Origin of the sequence: Flavobacterium cheniae (assembly GCF_004363695.1) — a bacterium.
GTDB lineage: Bacteria > Bacteroidota > Bacteroidia > Flavobacteriales > Flavobacteriaceae > Flavobacterium > Flavobacterium cheniae.
In genome coordinates, this window is sequence record NZ_SNZC01000001.1 from 112,111 (window position 1) to 133,665 (window position 21,555).

Genomic DNA, 21,555 nt, shown 5'->3' on the forward strand with positions numbered 1-21,555 from the left:
GGGTAACAATTTACTTGAAACTTCTCCAAAACCAATTCTAAGATTGTCTTTTTGACAATATCCTCTGATAATTACAGTATCGTTGTCGTTGATGAATTTACGCTCGGAACCATTGTTCATTTTTAATGTTTTTTGTCCGCCCCAGCTCAATTCTAACATTGAACCGAAAGAATCTTCTGTTGGTCCAGAGATTGTTCCACTTCCCAACATTATTTTCTTGAAACTTATTATACTAAATTAAAATTAATTGACTTGATACTTTTTTTTAATTTTTTATTTAAATCTTTTATTGTTTTTTCAATCATTTCGTTATCATTTATAAAATTCTTGTCTTTTGAAGAATATGGATATCGTTGTTCAAATTCATGAGGAAAATTACCTTCTTTTTTAACGTAATTGTGAAAAAAATAATATTCCCCCTTTACAACATCTGTTTTTACTAGAATGTCATTTTTTAAAAGTTTTACAGTTGCAATTATTTGAGAGGACTTGGATTTACTGAAAACTGTTATTCTTCCTTGAATTTGACCTGTGTATACATAATTTTGTTCATAGCTTTCAATTCGACTTATCAAAGTGCTTTGTTCTTCTCTTATAGCACTATTATATACATGTTCTTTTGTGTCAATTTTTTCTGGACTAATTGTTACACTATCTAAATTAATTTCTAAAGTATAATTTGAATTAATAATATCCTTTTCAGAAAAAGCGAACTTCACGTTTTTTGTTTTAGATTTTGTATTCATTAAATTTTCAAGAACACTTTTTTTGATACTTTCATTTGCATTACCTGTTAATTTAACAAAAACATAAATTTCTTCAAATTTATGTTTTTGTTGGAATACGTCGTAATTATCAAATTTCAATTCACCTTTAGTTACACCAAATGATAAAAAAGCTAACAAGCTAAGAAAGAAAAGTTTTTTCATAATTTAAAAATTTAAGAATAGTCTTTCAAAAAAAAGCAAAAACTATGCCTTAAAATTTTAAATTTAAAATTTTAATTCCACTGCTGGTAACAATTTACTTGAAACTTCTCCAAAACCAATTCTAAGATTGTCTTTTTGACAATATCCTCTGATAATTACAGTATCGTTGTCGTTGATGAATTTACGCTCGGAACCATCGTTCATTTTTAAAGGTTTTTGTCCGCCCCAACTCAATTCTAACATCGAACCGAAAGAATCTTCTGTTGGTCCAGAAATAGTTCCACTTCCCATCATATCGCCAGAGTTTACTCTACAACCATTAATGGTATGGTGCGCTAATTGTTGCGCCATTGACCAATACATGTATTTGAAGTTGGAACGTGAAACTACAGTTTCTACTTCATTTTCGGGCTGAATCGCAACTTCTAAATTAATATCAAATGCTTTTGCGCCTTTTTGTTGTAAGTAAGGTAATGGTTCTGGTGATTGCTCAGGACCTTTTACTCTAAATGGTTCTAAAGCATCCATAGTTACAATCCAAGGTGAAATTGATGAAGCAAAGTTTTTTGCTAAGAATGGTCCAAGTGGCACATATTCCCATTTTTGAATATCACGCGCACTCCAATCGTTAAATAAAACCATTCCGAAGATGTGTTCTTCTGCTTCTTCAACAGGAATTGGTTCTCCCATTAAATTGGCATCAGTAGTAATAAAAGCAGTTTCTAATTCAAAATCCACTAATCTCGAAGGACCAAAAACAGGAGTAGTCTCTCCGTTTGGTAACGTTTGTCCGTAAGGTCTGTGAACAGGAATACCTGATGGAACAATCGTAGAACTTCTTCCATGATAACCTACAGGAATGTGTAACCAGTTTGGTAACAAAGCATTTTCTGGATCACGGAACATTTTTCCTACGTTGGTAGCGTGTTCTTTTGAACTGTAAAAATCAGTATAATCACCAATTTGGACAGGTAAAAGCATTTCGATATCTTCTACTTTAAAGATAACAACTTCTCTATGCTCTTTGTTGTCTCTAAGAGTTGGATTATTTTCATCAAAAAGTTCTGCTAAGCGATTTCTTACCAAACGCCAGGTTTTTTTTCCGTCAGAAATAAAATCGTTTAAAGTATCTTGCATGAACATATCATCTGTAAGTTCAATACCTTCAAAATAACCTAATTGTTGTAAAGCACCCATATCAATAGCGCAATTTCCAATCCTTGTTCCAATGGTAATTACATCCTCTTTTGTAATAAAAACTCCAAATGGAATATTTTGAATAGGAAAATCACAATTTTCGGGCACATTAATCCAAGATTTTCTAGTTGGGTCGTTTGCTATATTTGGCATATTTGTATTGTTAGTTTGTTGTTGAAAAATTATGAATCAAATATAAAATTATCTAGCAATGTAACAAACCTTTTTTGTAATTTTGACCTAATTTTAACGAATATTTATTGCAATGCAACGCGACGAACAAATTTTTGACCTAATTCTTGATGAACAAGACAGACAAATTCACGGAATTGAATTAATTGCTTCTGAAAACTTTGTAAGCGACCAAGTAATGGAAGCTGCAGGTTCATGTTTAACCAACAAATATGCTGAAGGATATCCTGGTAAAAGATATTACGGAGGATGTGAAGTAGTAGATATTGTAGAACAAATTGCAATTGACAGAGCAAAAGCTTTGTTTGGTGCGGAATATGTAAACGTACAACCTCACTCAGGTTCACAGGCGAATACAGCTGTTTTTGCTGCTTGTTTGAAACCAGGTGATACTATTTTAGGATTTGATTTATCTCACGGAGGTCACTTAACACATGGTTCTCCAGTTAATTTTTCTGGAAAATTATACAATCCTGTGTTTTATGGAGTAGAAGAGGAGACAGGAGTATTGAATTATGATAAAATTCAAGAAATTGCAACAGCAAACAAACCAAAAATGATTATTGCTGGAGCTTCGGCCTATTCTCGTGATATGGATTTTAAACGTTTCAGAGAAATTGCGGATAGCGTTGGTGCTTTATTATTAGCGGATATATCACATCCTGCAGGATTAATTGCTAAAGGATTATTGAATGATCCAGTTCCTCATTGTCATATTATAACAACAACAACTCATAAGACTTTAAGAGGTCCTAGAGGAGGAATGATAATGATGGGGAAAGATTTCGAAAACCCATGGGGACTAACTACTCCAAAAGGGGATATCAGAATGATGTCTCACGTTTTAGACATGTCAGTTTTCCCTGGTAATCAAGGTGGACCTTTGATGCATATTATTGCAGCTAAAGCAGTTGCTTTTGGAGAATGTTTAACTGATGAGTTTTTCCGTTATGCTATGCAAGTGAAGAAAAATGCACAAGCAATGGCAGAAGCGTTCAATAAGAGAGGTTACAAATTAATTTCAGGTGGTACTGATAATCACATGATGTTAATTGATTTAAGAAACAAAGGGATTTCAGGTAAAGATGCGGAAAATGCATTGGTAAAAGCTGAAATTACAGTAAATAAAAACATGGTGCCATTTGATGATAAATCACCATTTGTTACTTCTGGTATTCGTGTGGGAACTCCAGCCATCACAACACGTGGTTTAGTGGAAGAAGATATGGAAACGGTTGTAGCTTTAATCGACAAAGTATTAATGAATCATACTGACGAAGCGGTTTTAGAACAAGTAGCGGAAGAAGTAAATGATTTAATGAGCGAAAGAGCAATGTTTGTATTTTAATCAAACATTATCCAATAAAAAAACTCCTGACTAATTATCAGGAGTTTTTGTTTTTATAAAGTTCGGATTTATTTTCCGTCTCTGTCTACTTTTATTCTTTCAGGTCGATTGGCTAATTCCCAAGCTAAAGCAAAGGCTAATTGTGCGCGTTTTGCTAAAGCATCGTATTCAATTTTATCTGGAGTATCACTTGGTAAGTGATAATCTGCGTGGATTCCGTTAAAGAAGAAAATTGAAGGAATTCCTTTTTTAGCAAAGTTGTAGTGGTCAGAACGGTAGTAAATTCTTTCAGGATCGTTTCTATCGTTGTATTTATAATCAAAATCTAATTTTGTGTATTTTGCATTTACTTCTTCGTTAATTGTATGTAATTCACTACTCAATCTATCTGAACCAATTACATAAATATAATTATTAGTAGCTGGGTGAAGCGTATCTCTTCTTCCAATCATATCAATATTGATATCAGCAACCGTATTTGCTAATGGGAATAAGGGATTTTCTGAATAATATCTTGAACCATGTAAACCATGTTCTTCACCAGTTACGTGTAAAAATAAGATAGAACGTTTTGGTCCATGTCCTTTTTTCTGAGCTTCTTTGAATGCTTGAGCAATTTCTAATAAAGCCACAGTACCAGAACCGTCATCATCAGCTCCATTATATATTTCACCATTTTTCATTCCAACGTGGTCGTAATGAGCGGAAATGACTAAAATTTCATCTGGTTTTTCGGAGCCTTTAATAAATGCCCAAATGTTTTCAGAATCATTCAATTTTGGAGCAAATCCTCTTTTCATGAATTCAGAAGGCACTTTTTGATAAAAATCAGTTGCTCCTGGAGGAAAACTGATTCCCATTTTTTTGTATTCGCTAATCAAATACTCACCTGCTTTTTTTTGTCCAGGTTCTCCAGTATTTCTGCCTTGCATTTCATCACCAGCAACTATATATAGATGCTTGCTTAGTTCTTCAGCTTTAATTGTAGTAATATAAGTACCTGCATCTGCTGGCGTTTGTGTCTTTTGTGCAGAGGAACAACTTGTTAGTAACAAAGTTAGAACAGCACTTGAAAACAATATTTTTTTCATAGTTTTAGTTTGGTATTTTTTAATGTTTCAGAACAAATATAAAAGGTTAGTAGCTAAAGTTAATTTTTTATTACAATCAATTCATAATTTTAACATTTTATGAAATAAAAAATCCCAAATTCAATAATATGGATTTGGGATTTAAAATTTATTCGTAATAAAATTATTTCACTTCTTCAGTTGGTGTAATTTCAGTTGAATTTGAAGTATCTTTTGGCATATCTTCACCTTTTAAATACGTTGGTAAATTTAAACCAGCCATATTGAATAAGTCATTTAAAGGCGGAACCGTTTTCATCATTCCAGAAACGAAATTCGCTGTTGAGCCGTTTCCATCTGTATTATTTCCAGAATCCCAAACAGTGATTTTGTCAATTTTGATGTTTTTAACTGCTTCAACCTGAGTTTTAACTAATTCAGGTAATTTCTCAATTAATAACAATTGGAACGCTTTTGTTGGGTCACCACCAGCAGCGCTAACTACTTCTTTATAACCTTCCGCTTGTTTAGTTAAAATTTCATATAAACCTTTTGCTTCTGCTTCCATTTTTGCGAAGATTGCATCTGCTTCCCCTTTTGCTAATTCTCTTGTTTTTTCCGCTTCTGCTTGTGCATCAATGATTGCCTTTTGTTTTGCAATTTCTGCTGGAATTACAATATTCGCATTTTGAGTAGCACGTTCTCTATCAGCACGAGCAGATTCTGCTTTTTGTTCTGCCAAATAAGATTCTTCTAAAGCTTTTGCACTTTGAACTTTTTCAGATGCTAACGCAATACGTAAAGCTTCTGCTTCTTTTTCACGTCTAGCTGCTTCTGATTGTGCAATAGCGATTTTAGCCTCATTTTCTCCTTGAACCGCAATCGCATTAGCTTCAGAAGTAGCAACACGAGTATCTCTTTGTGCTTCTGCTTTTCCGATGCTTTCATCTTTAAAAGCAGCCGCAATACTTACTTCTCTATCTTTATTGGTAATCGCAATTTTAACATCACGATCTCTGTGAGTTTCCGCAATTTGAACGTCTTTTTCACGATCTGCCATTGCTTTTCCAGTTTCTCCAATTTTCTCTTGTTCAGCAACCGAAATTTTAGCTTCGTTAATCGCTTTTGCTGCAGCTTCTTTTCCTAAAGCTTCGATGTAGCCTGATTCGTCCTTGATATCGGTAACGTTAACGTTGATTAATTTTAAACCAATTTTCTTTAATTCAGAATCTACGTTTTTAGAAATGTTATCTAAGAATTTATCTCTATCCGAGTTGATTTCTTCAATCGTCATCGTTGCGATAACCAAACGTAATTGTCCGAATAAAATATCTTTCGCCAATTCCTGAATTTGCTCAGGTGCCAAACCTAATAAACGTTCAGCAGCTGTATTCATACTGTCTGTTTCCGTTGAAATTGCAATGGTAAAGCGACACGGAACATCTACACGAATATTTTGTCTTGAAAGCGCATTGGTTAAATTAGCTTCAATAGAAATTGGTTTTAAATCTAAAAATGAATAATCCTGAATTACTGGCCAAATAAAAGCCCCACCACCGTGAACACACTTTGCAGATGTACCACCAGTTTTTCCATAAATAACTAAAATTTTGTCTGAAGGACATCTTTTGTATCGTGAAATCAAAGTCACGAAAGTAACGAATAGCACAAAAGCGGCTACAACAATAATGATAATTTGTGTCATATAAATAAAGGATTAGATTTTTTCTACGATAACTAAATTGTGCTCCACAGCTACAACTTTTACAGCGCTTCCTGAAGTTAATTTTTCAGATGAATTGGTAATGGCATCCAATTCATGAAACGAACCATTAACACTGATTTGAATTTTGCCTTTTCCTGTTTTAGCTTCAGGAATTGTTAAGTAAACTTCAGCTGTTTTATTGATGGTGTTTTCGATTTTAAAGCTATTATCTTCCGAAAGTTTTAAAATTTGTTTGATTAAGAAGAAGAAAACACCCACAAAAAGCAATCCTACTAAAACTGAAATTCCAATCAAAATCGTTTTGTTTTCAACAGATTGATAAAACGAAATTCCGGTCCAACTAAATCCTAACAAAAAGTTGATTAAGTTGCGCAATGTAAATAATTCAAAAGGCATATCTCCATCACCATCATGTGTATCGGCATCGGTTTCCGAACCACTTAATCCAATGAAAGTGGAAATGGTTTGCAATAAAAAAAAGATACTCACAGGTAACGCAATGTACCAAAAAGCCTTGAGTAGTGGCTCATAATGTTCAAGAAAGTTCATAGTTGTCAGTTAGTTTTGTAATTATACGATTACTTTTACAAAAAGTTACAATTTACAAAAAAATACTATGAACTTTCCTAAAGTTATTTGATTTTATTGACAAATTTAAAAATTTCAGAAATCGGATTTTCTTTTAAAAATTTAATAAAAGCACTTCCAATAATCGCTCCTTTTTGATATTGTGTAGCTTGTTGAAATGTTTCTTCATCTTTAATTCCAAAACCAACAATTTGGGGATTTTTCAGTTTTAAATCTGATATTCGTTTGAAATAGTCCATTTGTTCTGAACCAAATCCTGATTGACTTCCCGTAACTGCAGCCGAACTCACCATATAGATAAAACTATCAGAAATAGCATCAATTTGTTGGATACGTTCAACTGAAGTTTGTGGCGAAATCAAAAAGATGTTTTTTAAATTATATTTTTCGAAAATAGCTTTGTACTCGGTTTCGTAAACGAATAAAGGTAAATCGGGTATTATTAATCCATCAATTCCAACTTCAGCACATTTTTGACAAAATTTCTCCATTCCAAATTGCATCATCGGATTGAAATATCCCATTATGATTAAAGGAATTTGAACCGATTCTCGTATGTCCTTTAATTGTTCAAATAGGAGCGATGTCGTCATTCCGTTTTCAATAGCAATAGTAGAACTTTCTTGAATGGTAGGTCCATCTGCTAATGGGTCAGAAAAAGGTAAACCAATTTCAATCATATCAACACCGTTTTTTTCCAATTCTTGAATGATGGAAACAGTGTCATTTATTTTTGGAAATGCTGCAGTGAAATATATGGAAAGCAGTTTTTTATCTTCTTGTAATTTTTGGTTGATTCTGTTCATGATTTTTGGTTTTAACGCAAAGACGCAAAGTTTTTCGCAAAGTGCGCAATGATTTTATTAAACATATAAGTCATATAAGTTGATATGCTAATTTTTTATAAAGTTTCTAAAAGTTCATGTAAGTTTTTAGCTAATCACTTTTCACTAATTACTATTCACTAATTATTATTCACTAAATTTAAAATAATCAATATAAGTATTCAAATCTTTATCACCTCTTCCGGATAGGTTAATAATCACAATATCATTAGGTTGGAACTGTTTTTTATCCAAAACTGAAAAAGCATGAGCCGTTTCAATTGCAGGAATAATGCCTTCTGTTTTTGAGATTTCTAATCCTGATTGCATGGCTTCGGAATCAGTTATAGCGATAAATTCCGCTCTTTTGGTATCGTGTAAATGTGCATGAAGTGGTCCTACACCAGGGTAATCCAATCCTGCTGAAATAGAGTAGGGCTCTTTGATTTGTCCGTCTTCGGTTTGCATTAATAAGGTTTTACTTCCGTGAATAATTCCGATTTTACCCAAAACAGAAGTCGCAGCACTTTCACCAGAATCAACGCCATGTCCAGCCGCTTCAACAGCAATTAATTTTACTGATTCTTTATCTAAAAATTCGTAAAAAGCTCCAGCAGCATTGCTTCCGCCACCTACACAAGCAATTACGTAATCTGGGTTTTCTTTGCCTTCTTGTGTTAGAAGTTGGGATTTAATTTCTTTAGAAATCACACTTTGAAAACGTGCCACCATATCGGGATAAGGATGAGGTCCAACCACAGAACCAATGATATAAAATGTATCAATCGGATTGTTAATCCAATCACGAATGGCTTCATTAGTAGCATCTTTCAAAGTTTTCGAACCAGAAGTTGCTGGTCGAACTTCTGCTCCCAACATTTTCATTCGAGCTACATTTGGCGCTTGTCTTTTGATATCGACTTCCCCCATATATACGATACATTCTAATCCCATTAAAGCACAAACCGTTGCTGTTGCTACACCGTGTTGACCTGCGCCAGTTTCAGCAATGATTCGGTTTTTCCCTAAACGCTTGGCGACTAAAATTTGTCCGATTGTATTATTGATTTTGTGTGCTCCTGTGTGACACAAATCTTCTCGCTTCAAGTAGATTTTGGTGTTGTATTTTTCGGATAACCGTTTGGCAAAATATAATGGCGTTGGACGACCTACAAATTGTTGTAATAAGTCGTTAAACTCTTCTTGAAAAGAAGGTTCAGCCATTATTTTTAAGTAGTTTTCTTTTAATTCTTCCACATTTGGGTATAACATTTCAGGAATGAAAGCTCCTCCAAATTGGCCATAAAATCCGTTTTCATCAACATTATATTTCGTTTTCATAAAGCAATTTTTTAAATTTTCTTAGTTTTATTTCACTTTTGTATGCTGGTTTTGTTTCAAATCGACTATTGACATCTATGGCAATACATTTTTTTGCTGCATCGGTTTTGAAGAAATCTTTTATAGCATCCACTTCAGTTTTTCCTATGCCACCACTCAAGAAAAAGGGTTTTTCGTAGGGATAATTTTCTACTATTTTCCAGTCGAAAGTAATGCCGTTTCCACCAGGTAACTTTCCTTTGGTGTCAAAAAGGAAATAATCAACAAATAGTACATATTCTTTAATAGTTGTAAAGTCGAATTTATCTCCAATCGAAAACACTTTAATTACTTCAACTCCCAATTTCTTGACGTTTCTACAATAGTTAACAGATTCATTTCCATGTAATTGCACTATTTCTAATTGATATTGATTTACTTTTGAAATAATATCTTGTATGGATGCATTTACAAAAACCCCAACTTTTTTAATAGAATTAGGAATTTCAGGAATTGTTTCCAAATTCATATTTCGACTTGATTTTTTCCAGAAAATAAAACCTAAATAATCAGGATTTAGAGTTGAAATCTCCTTAATGTTTTCAGGATATTTCATACCGCAAATTTTTAGTTTTACGTTTTTCATATCACTAATTTTTGAATGAATCTTTGAGCTTCCGAACCAGGATTTTCTGTTTTCATGAAATGTTCACCCATTAAAAAGCCTTGATAACTATATTTTTGCAATTCTTTGACTGCTTCAATTGAACTAATGCCACTTTCTGAAACTTTTACAAATTCGTCTGGAATTTTAGAAGCTAATTCTTTACTATAATCTAAACTCACTTCAAAGGATTTTAAATTACGATTGTTAACACCAATCATATCTAAACTTGGCATTATGGCTGTTTCTAATTCTTCTAAATTATGTACTTCTAACAATACTTCTAAACCTAAACTATGCGCAAATTCTGAAAGTTGTTTGATTTCTTTTCGAGTTAAAACCGCTGCAATTAATAGGATTACATCGGCTCCGTAAGCTTTGGCTTCTAAAATTTGATATTCATCTACAATGAATTCTTTTCGTAATAATGGAATATTTACTGAAGCTTTTGCTAATAACAAATCATCCAAACTTCCACCAAAATATTTAGCATCTGTCAAAACCGAAATTCCGCAAACTCCCGCATTTTGGTATCCTAAAACTACATCTTCTACTGAATGATTGTTATTAATAATGGCTTTTGAAGGCGAACGACGTTTATGCTCCGCAATAATTCCTGAAAAGCTGTTTTTTAATAACTTACTCATTGAATAGGTTCGAGAATTGAATAAAACAGAAGCTTCTAATTGCGAAACGGGAATGATGCTTTTCTTTAGTTCGACTTCACGTTTTTTATCGATGATTATTTTATCTAAAATGTTCATGATTAGTTACTTATTTCGATTAATTTTTTCATTTTTTCTAATGCTTTTCCGCTAACTAAGCTTTCTTGCGCTTTTGCTAAAGCTTCATCATAATTCGATTTTTCAACAGTTTGAATGGCGATGGCTGCATTAGCACAAACTACATTGTTTTGAGCTGTTGTTCCTTTTCCAGAAATGACGTCGTAGAAAATTTTAGCTGATTCATCAACGGTTGCTCCGCCTTTGATGGTTGCTAGTTGACATTCAGGTAGTTTGAAATCCGATGGTTTTAAAATTTGTTCAGATGTATTGGATATAATTTTTACTTCATCAGTCAATGAAACTTCGTCAAAGCCGCTTAATCCATGTAAAATAGAGTAGTTGGTTTCAGTATTTTGGTACAAATAGGCATACATTCGAGCCAATTCTAAACTAAAAACACCAACCATTTGATTTTTTGGAAACGATGGATTTACCATAGGCCCCAACATATTAAAAAACGTTTTTACGCCTAATTCTTTTCGAATAGGACCTACATTTTTCATAGCCGGGTGGAATAGTGGTGCGTGCAAAATAGCAATATTTGTTTCTTCGATCGATTTAGTTAGAAAATAGGAATCGTTAGTAAATTTCACACCCATTTTTTCCATCACATTACTCGATCCCGAAATAGAGGAAACGCCATAATTTCCGTGTTTCGCAACTTTAATTCCAGCTCCAGCTACAATGAAAGAAGCTAAAGTGGAAATATTGAACGTATCTTTTCCATCGCCTCCAGTTCCACACAAATCAATCGTGTTATAAGCTGAAAAATCAACTGGAATGCACAATTCTAGCAAAGCTTCACGGAAACCTGCTAATTCTTCAATGGTTATACTTCGCATCATGTAAACGGTCATAAAAGCCGCAATTTGACTTGGATTATAACTTCCAGAAGAAATATTGACCAAAACGTCTTTAGCTTCTTCTTTAGTTAAGATTTCGTGTTGAATTAATCGATTTAATATATTTTTCATTTGGATTTTTTATTTACTGAACACTTATTACTGAATATTGACAACTAATTCAAAAGCCAATTTTCTAAGATTTTTTTTCCGTAAGGTGTTAAAACACTTTCAGGATGATATTGAACACCACGAATATCAAAATGTGCGTGTTTCATCGACATAATTTGACCATTTTTATCAGTAGAAGTTACGATTAATTCAGCCGGAAGGTTTTCATTTGAAACTACCCAAGAATGGTAGCGCCCAACTTCAAATTCGTTTGGTAAATTATTAAAAATGAAGTCGTCTTCGGTTTTTGTGACTTTTGTAGCTACACCATGATAGACTTTTTCTAAGTTGGTTAAAGTGCCGCCGAAAACTTCTCCTATAGCTTGTAATCCTAAGCAAACTCCGAAAATACTTTTAGTAGTAGCATATTTTTTGATTACCTCTTTCAACAAACCCGCTTCATCAGGAATTCCTGGTCCTGGCGAAAGTAGAATTTTATCGAACTTTTCTAATTCATTCAATTCAAATTCATCGTTTCTGAAAACGGTTACATTCGCATTCAAATCCTCTAAATAGTGGACTAAATTGTATGTAAAACTATCGTAATTGTCTATAACTGCTATTTTCATTTCTTTAATTTTTTTCAATTTCTAGAGCAAATTCAAATTCAAAATTCAAGTTGTTTTTTCGGAACACAGATTTAAGAAATTTTATAAATCTAAAAAGTATCGACTTCGCTCGACTTGACAATTTGTTCTTGATCTTGTTATTGTATTTGCTTATATGTTTTCTGCTAAATCTAAAGCTTTTTGCAAAGCGCCTAACTTGTTGTACACTTCTTGCATTTCGTTTTCTTCTGATGAACTTTCTACAATTCCGGCTCCAGCTTGAAAGTGTAAGGTGTGATTTTTACTCAAAAAGGAACGAATCATAATTGCGTGATTGAAATTGCCTTCAAAATCTAAAACTCCGATAGCACCACCATAAAAACTTCTGTTGGTTTTCTCAATGTTTTCTATTAATTGCATGGCTTTTATTTTTGGTGCTCCGGTTAATGTTCCGGCTGGGAATGTTTTGGCTACTAATTCCATAAAAGTATGGTTTTCTTTTAATTTTCCTGATACTTTCGAAACCAAATGAATCACGTGGGAGAAAAACTGGACTTCCTTGTATTTATCTACTTTTACTTCATTACAACTTCGGCTTAAATCGTTTCTTGCTAAATCGACCAACATGACATGTTCGCTGTTTTCTTTAGAATCTTCGCCTAATTTTTTAGCTAATTCGGCATCTTGTTCGTCGTTTCCGGTACGTTTGAATGTTCCTGCAATAGGATGAATTTCGGCGAAATTATTTTTGATTACCAATTGCGCTTCGGGTGATGAGCCGAATATTTTGAAATTTCCATAATCGAAAAAGAACAAATAGGGTGAAGGATTTATACTTCGTAAAGCGCGATACACATTGAATTCATCCCCTTTGAAATCTTGTGAAAATCTTCGAGATAATACCAATTGAAATACATCTCCACGTAAGCAATGTTTTTTGGCTAACGAAACGTAGTTTTTGAATTCATCATCGGTTAAGTTTGAAGTTCCGTTTCCTGATTTTTGAAACGAAAAGGAAGCAAACTTTTTCGATTGTAATAATTGTTCAATTTCAGCGATATTATTGCTTCCATCAAAACTATGACAAAATAAATACGCTTCGTTTTTGAAATGATTAATAGCAATAATGTTTTGATAAACAGCGTAAAAGATTTCGGGAATTTCGTTTTCTATTGATTTTTTTGCAATCGAAACTTTTTCAAAATATTGAATCGCATCATAAGCTAAATAACCAAATAATCCTTGCGTAATGAATTTAAAATCTGACTTTTCTGTTTCAAATTGATTAGAGAAATTTTCGATTTCTTTAGCCACGTTTAGATCAGTATCAATTGGAATAATTTCTGAAAATCCATCAGGAAAATTCGTTTCAATTTTTTGATTTTCTACCTTAATAGAAGCTATCGGATTGAAACAGATATATGAAAAACTGTTGTCATTCGCATGATAATCAGAACTTTCTAGCAAGATGCTATTCGGAAATTTATCGCGAATTTTCAAATAAACACTCACTGGCGTAATAGTGTCGGCTAGAATTTGTTTGTAATTGGTATGTAACTTGTATTTTCTCATTTGATTTAAATTTTTGGCAATAAAAAAAGGCTTGTCGTGATTGACAAGCCTTTTCTATGTATTTGGTTTTAAATTATACTATAGCAGGTTTCGCTCACGAAGTTCGACGTAAGTTAGACCACCACCAAGTATTGTTTAAAATTGAAATCATTTTCTTAATTGTATGTTGCAAATATTTCTAATTAATTTTCGAATAAACAAATTTTTTAATACAAATTTGGATATTTTGTTGGATTTGCCTCATTCATAATCGTATACACTTTCTCAAAAATGTCCTCTGTTGAAGGTTTTGAGAAGTAATCTCCATCGGTTCCATAAGCAGGTCTGTGTGCTTTTGAAGCCAATGTTTGCGGTGCGCTATCTAAATACTGGTAAGCTTTTTGATTTTCTACAATTTCTTGTAAAATGTATGCACTTGCTCCACCAGGAACGTCTTCGTCAATTACTAATAAACGATTTGTTTTCGCTACCGATTTCACAATATCATGATTAATATCGAAAGGTAATAACGATTGAATATCAATAATTTCAGCGCTAATTCCAACCGATTCTAATTCGTTTGCTGCTTGTTCTACCAAACGTAATGTTGAACCGTAAGAAACTAACGTAATATCAGTTCCTTGTTTAATAGTTTCAACCACTCCGATAGGTGTTTTGAATTCGCCTAAATTCGTTGGCATTTTTTCTTTCAAACGGTATCCGTTCAAACATTCTACAACCAATGCAGGTTCGTCTGTTTCTAATAAAGTGTTATAAAAACCAGCTGCTTTGGTCATGTTTCTTGGAACTAAAACGTGAATTCCTCTGATTGCATTGATAATCATTCCCATTGGAGAACCTGAATGCCAAACACCTTCTAAACGGTGACCACGAGTTCTAATTATTAACGGTGCTTTTTGGCGACCCGCTGTTCTGTATTGTAACGTTGCTAAATCATCACTCATGATTTGAATAGCGTACAATAAATAATCTAAATATTGTATTTCAGCAATTGGACGTAATCCTCTCATTGCCATTCCGATTCCTTGACCTAAAATAGTAGCTTCACGAATTCCCACATCGGCAACGCGTAATTCTCCATATTTTTCTTGCATGCCTTCCAAACCTTGGTTTACGTCACCAATGTTTCCTGAATCTTCACCAAAAATCAATGTTTCTGGATATTTTGAGAAGATAGCATCAAAGTTATCTCTTAACACCAAACGCGCATCTACGTCTTCAGCAGTTGCATCATAGGTTGGAACTACTTCTTTTGATTTTAAAACGGTTTTATCCGATTGAGAAAATAAGTGCGAACTGAATTTTGGTTGGATTTTCTCCGTATAATTTTCAATCCAAGTAGCTAAAGTAGCACGAGTATTTTCTTTGATGATCATTCGCAACACTTTACGAGCTGCAACTAAAATATCTTTACGAATAGGTTCTTTTATCGTAGCAACATCGTTGGCAATTTTCTCGATAAATACTTTGTTTTCACTTTGTGAAGCGATTGTATTTAATAAACCAACTAATTCTTGTTGTTCTGCTTTTGTTGGTGCAGTAAAGTTAGTCCAAGCTGCTTTTTTACCTTCTAAAACGTCTTTTTTAGCTTGATTATCAATTTCTTCTAATTCTTCTGAAGTAGCTATATTGTTTTCGATTAACCAAGTTTTCATTTTAGCTACACAGTCAAATTCAGCTTCCCAAGCCAAACGTTCTGCATTTTTGTAACGCTCATGACTTCCAGAAGTTGAGTGACCTTGCGGTTGTGTCAATTCTTGTACGTGAACTAAAACAGGAACGTGTTCTTCACGTGCAATTTGTGATGCTTTTTGGTATGTTTCTACTAAAGCTGGGTAATCCCAACCTTTAACACGTAAGATTTCGTAACCGTTATTTTCTTCATCACGTTGGAAACCTTTTAAGATTTCTGAGATGTTTTCTTTTGTTGTTTGATGACGAGCGTGAACTGAAATTCCATATTCGTCATCCCAAACGCTCATTACCATTGGTACTTGTAAAACACCAGCAGCATTAATCGTTTCGAAGAATAAACCTTCAGAAGTTGAAGCATTTCCGATAGTTCCCCAAGCTACTTCGTTTCCGTTTTCGGAGAAGTTCGTTTGGTTAATACCTGAAACATTTCTATATATTTTTGAAGCCTGAGCCAATCCTAATAAACGAGGCATTTGCCCAGCAGTAGGAGAGATATCAGAACTCGAATTTTTTTGTTGGGTTAAGTTTTTCCAATTTCCGTTTTCGTCTAATGAATGCGTTGCGAAGTGACCGCCCATTTGACGACCAGCACTCATTGGATCAAAATTAATATCGGTATGGCCATACAATCCAGCGAAGAATTGCTCGATATTCATAGCACCAATTGCCATCATAAAAGTTTGGTCGCGATAGTATCCAGAACGGAAATCTCCATTTTGAAATGCTTTCGCTAATGCCAATTGAGGCACCTCTTTACCATCGCCAAAAATTCCAAATTTCGCTTTCCCTGTAAGTACTTCCTTTCTTCCAAGAAGACTACATTCTCTACTGATTCGGGCGATTTTATAATCGTTAATCACTTCTTTTTTGAAATCTTCAAAAGAAACTACTTCCGATGTTGTTGCTGTTTTCATAAGCCGTTTGTACGAAATTGATAATTCAACAAATTTAATTAAAACCAGTAATAAAACAATAGGGGGAATAATATTTTTTTAATTATTATTAAATTATCAATAGTTTTAATTTGAAAAACGCAATGAATTCATCTAAAAATGCTTTTTAATTATTGAATTATCAAATAAAAAGATAAAAAGCTATTAAAACCATTTTCTAGTAAAGAGAGAAATTAATGTTTTTGGACTTAAAGTGACTACAAAACGAATTTTTTCGCCATAATTATTAGAATTTAGTTCAAATCCATTTGAAGAATAAACAGGTAAGAAAAGTTCAAAATAATCAGGAACTAAATTTAAATGTAAGCCTGAATCGTATGCGAATTTTGCGCTTGAATATTGATTTTTAAACATTCCGGCATCGCCATAAATTTGAATCCAATTCCAAATGTTGAATGTTCCATTAATAGTGGTCATCCATTGATTAGCAAATCTTGTATCTAATTTAGATTTAAATCCGCCTTCTGCATAAACATATTGTTGACTATAAATTCCAGTAGTTTCACTTCTACCTAACAAATTATAATCGAACATATAATCGTTTGGTCTGTCTAATCCAAAACTAAAAAATTCGGAATTTGTACTTCTGTACATGAATGCTCCAGCGAAAAATCTAAAACTGATTTGACGATTGTTTTCAAACAATTTTCGGTAATGAATTTCTGTAGAAACTTTTCCAAATGAATTTGAAATTTGTAAATCGTTTAACAGAGAGAAATGTTTTGTGGCTTCTGATTGATAATTACCGTATTTAGCATTAAAAATATTGTAATTCTCTGTATTTGAATCTGTAACAAATTCTGATTTTTCTCTGTTTACATAAACTTGTCTTAACTGGATGAATTCATTTTTGTTAGTTCTGAGATTTTCATCACGAAATCTAAATTGTATAACAGGTATAAAATAGCTATAGAAGGCATCTTTTGTGTAATGGAAGCGACTACCAGTTACTAAATATCGAATGTTGTATAATTTACCTTTTTCGCGAATGTTATCATCTACAAAAGCAGAAAATTTACCTACAAGAGTTCCTGTGTTGCTTGAATACATTGGTGTAACACTAAAGGTAAAAGGTTTGTTTAAAATCGATTTATTATTGATTCGCATTCCCAAGGCAATACCATCATAAATATTAAATTCTACTTCTGGTACAAAGAAAATTTGATTGTAATAGGGTTCTTCTAAATCTTTAAAAAAGACAAATTTAAACGGACGATTGTTGAAGAAAAAGCCTTTTAATGATTTCCAATTGTTTCTCAAATTGTATTCTGGAACTTCGTTATTGTAATTGAGTGTTAATTTATCGGCACCCATTCTTGGAATCACTATAGTAGAATCGGTTTTGATATTAGTCAACCAAATTTTGTTAACTACTTGATCATCTTTTAATTGATATAATGAAATAGGAACATTAGTATTGGTTTTGTTAATGATATTTACAGAAAGTGAATCTTCTGTTTTGGTTACTTTTCCAAATTTATAATCAATTAAATCGCGGGTTTCTATTACGGTTCTGAAAAACCAATCGATATCTTTTGGGCTATTTTTGATTAAAATGGTTTCAAACTGACGTGAATTGGTTCCAAGAAATTGATTTTCTTGAATAAATTCTTTAATAGTATTATGTACAATCTCGTTTCCTAAATAGCTGTCTAAATATTTTAAACTCAAACCAGCTCTATATTTACTTGCAATTTGCTCGTTGAATTTTATCAAACGATTTTTAGGTTCGTTTAAAGCTTGATCTAAGTTTTTACGAGCCATTAACATATACAAATAGTTGTATTGTTGGTTAAAATCGAGATTGATAAAATGGTAAGATTTTAATATTTTTAAATTAGCCACATTACCAGTCATTTTCAATTCTGGAAAATACTCATCTGCATATTGCATCATGATGAACATTTGAATTCCGTCATAAATCCAATAATCACGTCTTTGATTTAGATTTAAATTTTCTTTTAGATAATTGTTTAAATAGGTTTTTAAAAACTTTAATTCGAACATTAGTTCATTAGAAAACGGACTCAAAAAACTGGGTAACTGGTTTAATCCATAAAATGGCTGACGTGCATAATCTTCTTGAGAGATTAAGATTTTAGAAGTAAGAGGTAAACCTAATTTTGATGCAGTAAAACGACTTACTTTATCAAAAATAATAGCTTTGTCTATATCGCTAACTCTGTTATCTTCAATTCCACAGCTTACTTCAATGATTTCGTTTTTATAAGTTTGATACGTGTTTGAAGGTTGAATGGTAATAATTACTTCACTCTTATTTTTTGCCTTTAAAAGTATTTTTTTAGTTTTTTCAAGTTCAAAAGAATTGATTACTAATAAATTACTCGATAAATTATATTTAGAAGGAAGTTCAAATTCGATTTCAAAATCAGAAGAAGTATTTGGTATATCGTCAAGATTTTCATTACTCTGTTGAACAAATTGTTTATGTTCGTATCGAGAAGGATTCAAATACCAATTTTTTAAGGTAATTCTACCATTGTTGTCATAACCATATCGCGTAAACTTAGCATCTGGAATTTTTACTTCATAAACTAAGGTAAAAGTTTGTTTCGATAAAGGTAAAATAGGTTGGTTTAATTCCAGTTTAACCAAATCTACTTTTTCGTTTGGTCTTTTCCAATTTACAGATTGATAATTAGCATCTACAACTGTCTTAATTGAAGTGAAACCTCTTTCTTTTTCACTAGCCAAATGAAATGCTCTCACAAATTCATCGGAATATTTTTTTGCTAATGCAGACGATTTTGATGAAAAGGCATTATTCCAATCATTTAAAATAATATGTTTTAGCGTATCGTTGCTTGTATTATTAAATGTCAAAACTTGATGAATCAATAGCGTTTTTTCTTCTGTATTAATTCTAACAGACATTTTTGAAGAATGCTGAGAAAAAATAAGAAGCGGAAATATTAAAAATACTATTTTGATTAAAAATTTCAAATTGAATGAATTGGTTTCAGTTAGATGACAAATAAAGTAAAAAGTTGCTTTAAATAAATGCAAAATATAAAAATACTCGTACAATAGCCTTAAAAAAGAATTAAAATTAGCAAGTATTGGTATAAAATAAAGTTACTTTCAATTATATATTCGTATTTTTGATAAAATTAGTTTTTATGCCTCAAAAATTACTTACCTATTTATTCCTTTTTTTAGGAATGTTTACCTATTCTCAAGTTGTTATAAATGAGATAGATGCTGATAATCCAGGAAATGATGTCTATGAATTTGTAGAATTAAAATCGAGTACACCTAATTTTCCGTTAGATGGTTATGTTTTAGTTTTTTTTAACGATTCAAATTCATCAAGTTATTATACTTTTGATTTAGATGGATTTGTAACAGATATAAACGGAATTATTCATTTTGGAAATGTAGCAGTTACTCCAGCTCCAGTTGGAATTATTCCTAATAATAAAATTCAAAACGGACCTGATGTTGTGGCTTTATATTTAGGAAATGATTCTGATTTTCCTTACACAACCTCGACCGGTACTTTAGCTACTTTGACAAATTTGATTGACGCTGTAGCATATTCAAATAGTAACAGTACAACTCCTTCTAATTTAATGTCAATTTTGAATTTGACAGTTAGTACAGCTGATATTGAAACAACAAGTTCTATTTCAAAATCTGTTCAAAGGAAAAATGATGGTACTTATGAGGTGAAAGTACCAACTCCTGGAGTTAATAATGACGGAACTGGAATTGTTTTAAACTATGTTTCTGTTTCAACTTCTCAAACAAGTTATAATGAAGGAAACAACTTTAATGTTGTTTTCACAACAAGTCAACCAGTTACTACTGCAAACCTAAGTATAAATTTCACCCTTAATAATGGTGATTTTAACAATAGCGATTATTCGGGAAATTTATTTGTTACAATTCCAGTAGGTCAAAGCTCAGCTCAAACAAATGTTATTTTAACGGATGATAGTGTTGATGAAGGAGATGAAGAAATGTTAATTAATGTTCAACCGTTGTCTTTAGGTTATGTTTTAAATAATAATAACATTACAGTAAGAGTTTACGATAACGATTTTATAGTTCAATCTTACGGAACTCCTTTAAGTCCAACTTATGGATTGGTAACACCAACTATTCCAGCTGGATATTACGATTCATTAGAGGGTTTATCAGGTAATGCTTTAAAGCAAGCGGTTCAAGATATTATTGCCAATCCAGCTGTTGTTCGTGCTCACAACTATGGTGACATTGAGTTTATTCTTAAGGAAGCGGATAAAAACCCATTAAATTCAAATCAAGTATGGCAGATGTATGTTGAAAGTCCAAAACCAATTTTAGATTATCAAACAGGTTCTAGTAATATTGGAGTTTGGAATAGAGAACATATTTTTCCACAATCTAGAGGTGGATTTTCAGGTGGAACTTCTTCTACAGCTGATGGAATTGGAGTTTGGTTGCCTACAAATGCTGATGATATCTTGTCAGGACATGCAGATGCTCATCATTTGAGAGCAGAAGATGGTGCTGAGAATTCTACTCGAAGTAATAGAGATTATGGTTCAGATTACAACGGTCCAATTGGAAGTCAAGGTAGTTGGAATGGTGATGTTTCAAGAGCATTATTTTATATGGCAGTTAGATATAATGGGTTAAATTTAGTTAATGGTAATCCTTCTGATGCAATTGTTGGCCAAATAGGAGATTTAGCAACTTTACTAACTTGGAATACAACGGATCCAAGAGACGATTTTGAAATGAATCGTAATAATTACATCTACACTTGGCAAATGAATCGTAATCCGTTTATAGATTATCCTAATTTAGCAGACTACATTTTTGGAGCTAATTTTGGTCAACAATGGTTTTCAACTTTATCAACTCAGAATCCTATTGAAAATAGGGTAGCAGTTTATCCAAATCCAGCTTCTGAATACTTGATTGTTTCTGGTTTAGAAGGAAGTTCAAAAGTAGAAATTTATACCATTACAGGGCAATTAGTGAAAAGCCAAGATTTTGATAATGAAATACAGATTAATTTGGATTTACATGTCGGAATGTATTTAGTAAAAGTCACTAATGGTTCTCAATCCACAACTAAAAAAATAATTGTTAAATAAAAACACTTTTCTTTTTTTAAAGG

16 protein-coding genes and 1 pseudogene are annotated in these 21,555 nt (G+C 32.5%); 2 read left to right on the forward strand and 15 right to left on the reverse strand.

Annotation, left to right across the window (positions count from 1 at the left end):
* From C8D80_RS00555 to fahA, 3 genes and pseudogenes are all read right to left on the reverse strand, one after another.
* Nucleotides 1-210 (reverse strand): annotated as a pseudogene (locus tag C8D80_RS00555) (fumarylacetoacetase); the annotation flags it as partial.
* Nucleotides 211-227: 17 nt separating this feature from the next.
* The gene (locus C8D80_RS00560) at nt 228-929 is read right to left on the reverse strand and encodes a hypothetical protein (RefSeq protein WP_133606281.1); all 702 of its coding nucleotides are present in this window, start codon (nt 927-929) and stop codon (nt 228-230) included.
* 63 nt (nt 930-992) lie between these two features.
* Nucleotides 993-2,279, reverse strand: coding sequence for a fumarylacetoacetase (fahA, locus tag C8D80_RS00565; protein WP_133606283.1), 1,287 nt, complete (start codon nt 2,277-2,279; stop codon nt 993-995).
* 112 nt (nt 2,280-2,391) lie between these two features.
* Between fahA and glyA the strand changes: the two genes are divergently transcribed.
* Nucleotides 2,392-3,666, forward strand: coding sequence for a serine hydroxymethyltransferase (glyA, locus tag C8D80_RS00570; RefSeq protein WP_133606285.1), 1,275 nt, complete (start codon nt 2,392-2,394; stop codon nt 3,664-3,666).
* A 68-nt stretch (nt 3,667-3,734) separates the two neighbouring features.
* Here the strand turns inward: glyA and C8D80_RS00575 are convergent, their stop codons facing one another.
* The 12 genes from C8D80_RS00575 to C8D80_RS00630 all read right to left on the reverse strand — a co-directional run bounded on the left by C8D80_RS00575 (nt 3,735) and on the right by C8D80_RS00630 (nt 19,319).
* Entirely contained in the window at nt 3,735-4,757 is a 1,023-nt protein-coding gene (locus C8D80_RS00575; RefSeq protein WP_133606287.1) for a M28 family metallopeptidase, read from the reverse strand.
* Nucleotides 4,758-4,920: 163 nt separating this feature from the next.
* Nucleotides 4,921-6,441, reverse strand: coding sequence for a flotillin family protein (locus C8D80_RS00580; RefSeq protein ID WP_133606289.1), 1,521 nt, complete (start codon nt 6,439-6,441; stop codon nt 4,921-4,923).
* A 12-nt stretch (nt 6,442-6,453) separates the two neighbouring features.
* Nucleotides 6,454-7,011 (reverse strand): NfeD family protein, encoded by a 558-nt coding sequence (locus C8D80_RS00585; RefSeq protein ID WP_133606291.1) that lies wholly within the window; start codon nt 7,009-7,011, stop codon nt 6,454-6,456.
* 83 nt (nt 7,012-7,094) lie between these two features.
* Nucleotides 7,095-7,856 (reverse strand): tryptophan synthase subunit alpha, encoded by a 762-nt coding sequence (gene trpA, locus C8D80_RS00590; RefSeq protein WP_133606293.1) that lies wholly within the window; start codon nt 7,854-7,856, stop codon nt 7,095-7,097.
* 165 nt (nt 7,857-8,021) lie between these two features.
* Complete coding sequence (gene trpB, locus C8D80_RS00595; RefSeq protein ID WP_133606295.1) at nt 8,022-9,215, reverse strand: tryptophan synthase subunit beta; 1,194 nt, start codon at nt 9,213-9,215, stop codon at nt 8,022-8,024.
* Complete coding sequence (locus C8D80_RS00600; RefSeq protein ID WP_133606297.1) at nt 9,199-9,840, reverse strand: phosphoribosylanthranilate isomerase; 642 nt, start codon at nt 9,838-9,840, stop codon at nt 9,199-9,201. The genes trpB and C8D80_RS00600 overlap by 17 nt, the downstream gene beginning before the upstream one ends.
* The gene (gene trpC, locus C8D80_RS00605) at nt 9,837-10,622 is read right to left on the reverse strand and encodes an indole-3-glycerol phosphate synthase TrpC (protein ID WP_133606299.1); all 786 of its coding nucleotides are present in this window, start codon (nt 10,620-10,622) and stop codon (nt 9,837-9,839) included. The genes C8D80_RS00600 and trpC overlap by 4 nt, the downstream gene beginning before the upstream one ends.
* A gap of 2 nt (nt 10,623-10,624) precedes the next feature.
* Nucleotides 10,625-11,617: an anthranilate phosphoribosyltransferase gene (trpD, locus tag C8D80_RS00610; RefSeq protein ID WP_133606301.1), complete on the reverse strand. Its 993-nt coding sequence runs from the start codon at nt 11,615-11,617 to the stop codon at nt 10,625-10,627.
* 44 nt (nt 11,618-11,661) lie between these two features.
* Nucleotides 11,662-12,225 carry an anthranilate synthase component II gene (locus C8D80_RS00615; RefSeq protein WP_133606303.1) on the reverse strand — a complete coding sequence of 188 codons (564 nt, stop codon included), beginning with the start codon at nt 12,223-12,225 and terminating at the stop codon, nt 11,662-11,664.
* Between the two features lie 150 nt (nt 12,226-12,375).
* Nucleotides 12,376-13,776 carry an anthranilate synthase component I family protein gene (locus tag C8D80_RS00620; protein ID WP_133606305.1) on the reverse strand — a complete coding sequence of 467 codons (1,401 nt, stop codon included), beginning with the start codon at nt 13,774-13,776 and terminating at the stop codon, nt 12,376-12,378.
* Between the two features lie 206 nt (nt 13,777-13,982).
* Nucleotides 13,983-16,385 carry an alpha-ketoacid dehydrogenase subunit alpha/beta gene (locus C8D80_RS00625; RefSeq protein ID WP_133606307.1) on the reverse strand — a complete coding sequence of 801 codons (2,403 nt, stop codon included), beginning with the start codon at nt 16,383-16,385 and terminating at the stop codon, nt 13,983-13,985.
* A gap of 183 nt (nt 16,386-16,568) precedes the next feature.
* Nucleotides 16,569-19,319 (reverse strand): gluzincin family metallopeptidase, encoded by a 2,751-nt coding sequence (locus C8D80_RS00630; protein WP_242004799.1) that lies wholly within the window; start codon nt 19,317-19,319, stop codon nt 16,569-16,571.
* Nucleotides 19,320-19,564: 245 nt separating this feature from the next.
* Here C8D80_RS00630 and C8D80_RS00635 point away from each other — a divergent pair, with 245 nt between their 5' ends.
* Nucleotides 19,565-21,532: an endonuclease gene (locus tag C8D80_RS00635; protein ID WP_133606311.1), complete on the forward strand. Its 1,968-nt coding sequence runs from the start codon at nt 19,565-19,567 to the stop codon at nt 21,530-21,532.
* Nucleotides 21,533-21,555 lie beyond the last annotated feature (23 nt).

What these genes read in the sequence shown, in the direction of transcription:
- C8D80_RS00560 (WP_133606281.1), bottom strand. Translation starts at nt 929, where the DNA reads ATGAAAAAACTTTTCTTTCTTAGCTTGTTAGCTTTTTTATCATTTGGT.
- C8D80_RS00580 (WP_133606289.1), bottom strand. Translation starts at nt 6,441, where the DNA reads ATGACACAAATTATCATTATTGTTGTAGCCGCTTTTGTGCTATTCGTT.
- trpA (WP_133606293.1), bottom strand. Translation starts at nt 7,856, where the DNA reads ATGAACAGAATCAACCAAAAATTACAAGAAGATAAAAAACTGCTTTCC.
- C8D80_RS00600 (WP_133606297.1), bottom strand. Translation starts at nt 9,840, where the DNA reads ATGAAAAACGTAAAACTAAAAATTTGCGGTATGAAATATCCTGAAAAC.
- glyA (WP_133606285.1), top strand. Translation starts at nt 2,392, where the DNA reads ATGCAACGCGACGAACAAATTTTTGACCTAATTCTTGATGAACAAGAC.
- trpC (WP_133606299.1), bottom strand. Translation starts at nt 10,622, where the DNA reads ATGAACATTTTAGATAAAATAATCATCGATAAAAAACGTGAAGTCGAA.
- C8D80_RS00620 (WP_133606305.1), bottom strand. Translation starts at nt 13,776, where the DNA reads ATGAGAAAATACAAGTTACATACCAATTACAAACAAATTCTAGCCGAC.
- C8D80_RS00625 (WP_133606307.1), bottom strand. Translation starts at nt 16,385, where the DNA reads ATGAAAACAGCAACAACATCGGAAGTAGTTTCTTTTGAAGATTTCAAA.
- C8D80_RS00585 (WP_133606291.1), bottom strand. Translation starts at nt 7,011, where the DNA reads ATGAACTTTCTTGAACATTATGAGCCACTACTCAAGGCTTTTTGGTAC.
- C8D80_RS00575 (WP_133606287.1), bottom strand. Translation starts at nt 4,757, where the DNA reads ATGAAAAAAATATTGTTTTCAAGTGCTGTTCTAACTTTGTTACTAACA.
- trpD (WP_133606301.1), bottom strand. Translation starts at nt 11,617, where the DNA reads ATGAAAAATATATTAAATCGATTAATTCAACACGAAATCTTAACTAAA.
- C8D80_RS00635 (WP_133606311.1), top strand. Translation starts at nt 19,565, where the DNA reads ATGCCTCAAAAATTACTTACCTATTTATTCCTTTTTTTAGGAATGTTT.
- trpB (WP_133606295.1), bottom strand. Translation starts at nt 9,215, where the DNA reads ATGAAAACGAAATATAATGTTGATGAAAACGGATTTTATGGCCAATTT.
- C8D80_RS00630 (WP_242004799.1), bottom strand. Translation starts at nt 19,319, where the DNA reads ATGTCTGTTAGAATTAATACAGAAGAAAAAACGCTATTGATTCATCAA.
- C8D80_RS00615 (WP_133606303.1), bottom strand. Translation starts at nt 12,225, where the DNA reads ATGAAAATAGCAGTTATAGACAATTACGATAGTTTTACATACAATTTA.
- fahA (WP_133606283.1), bottom strand. Translation starts at nt 2,279, where the DNA reads ATGCCAAATATAGCAAACGACCCAACTAGAAAATCTTGGATTAATGTG.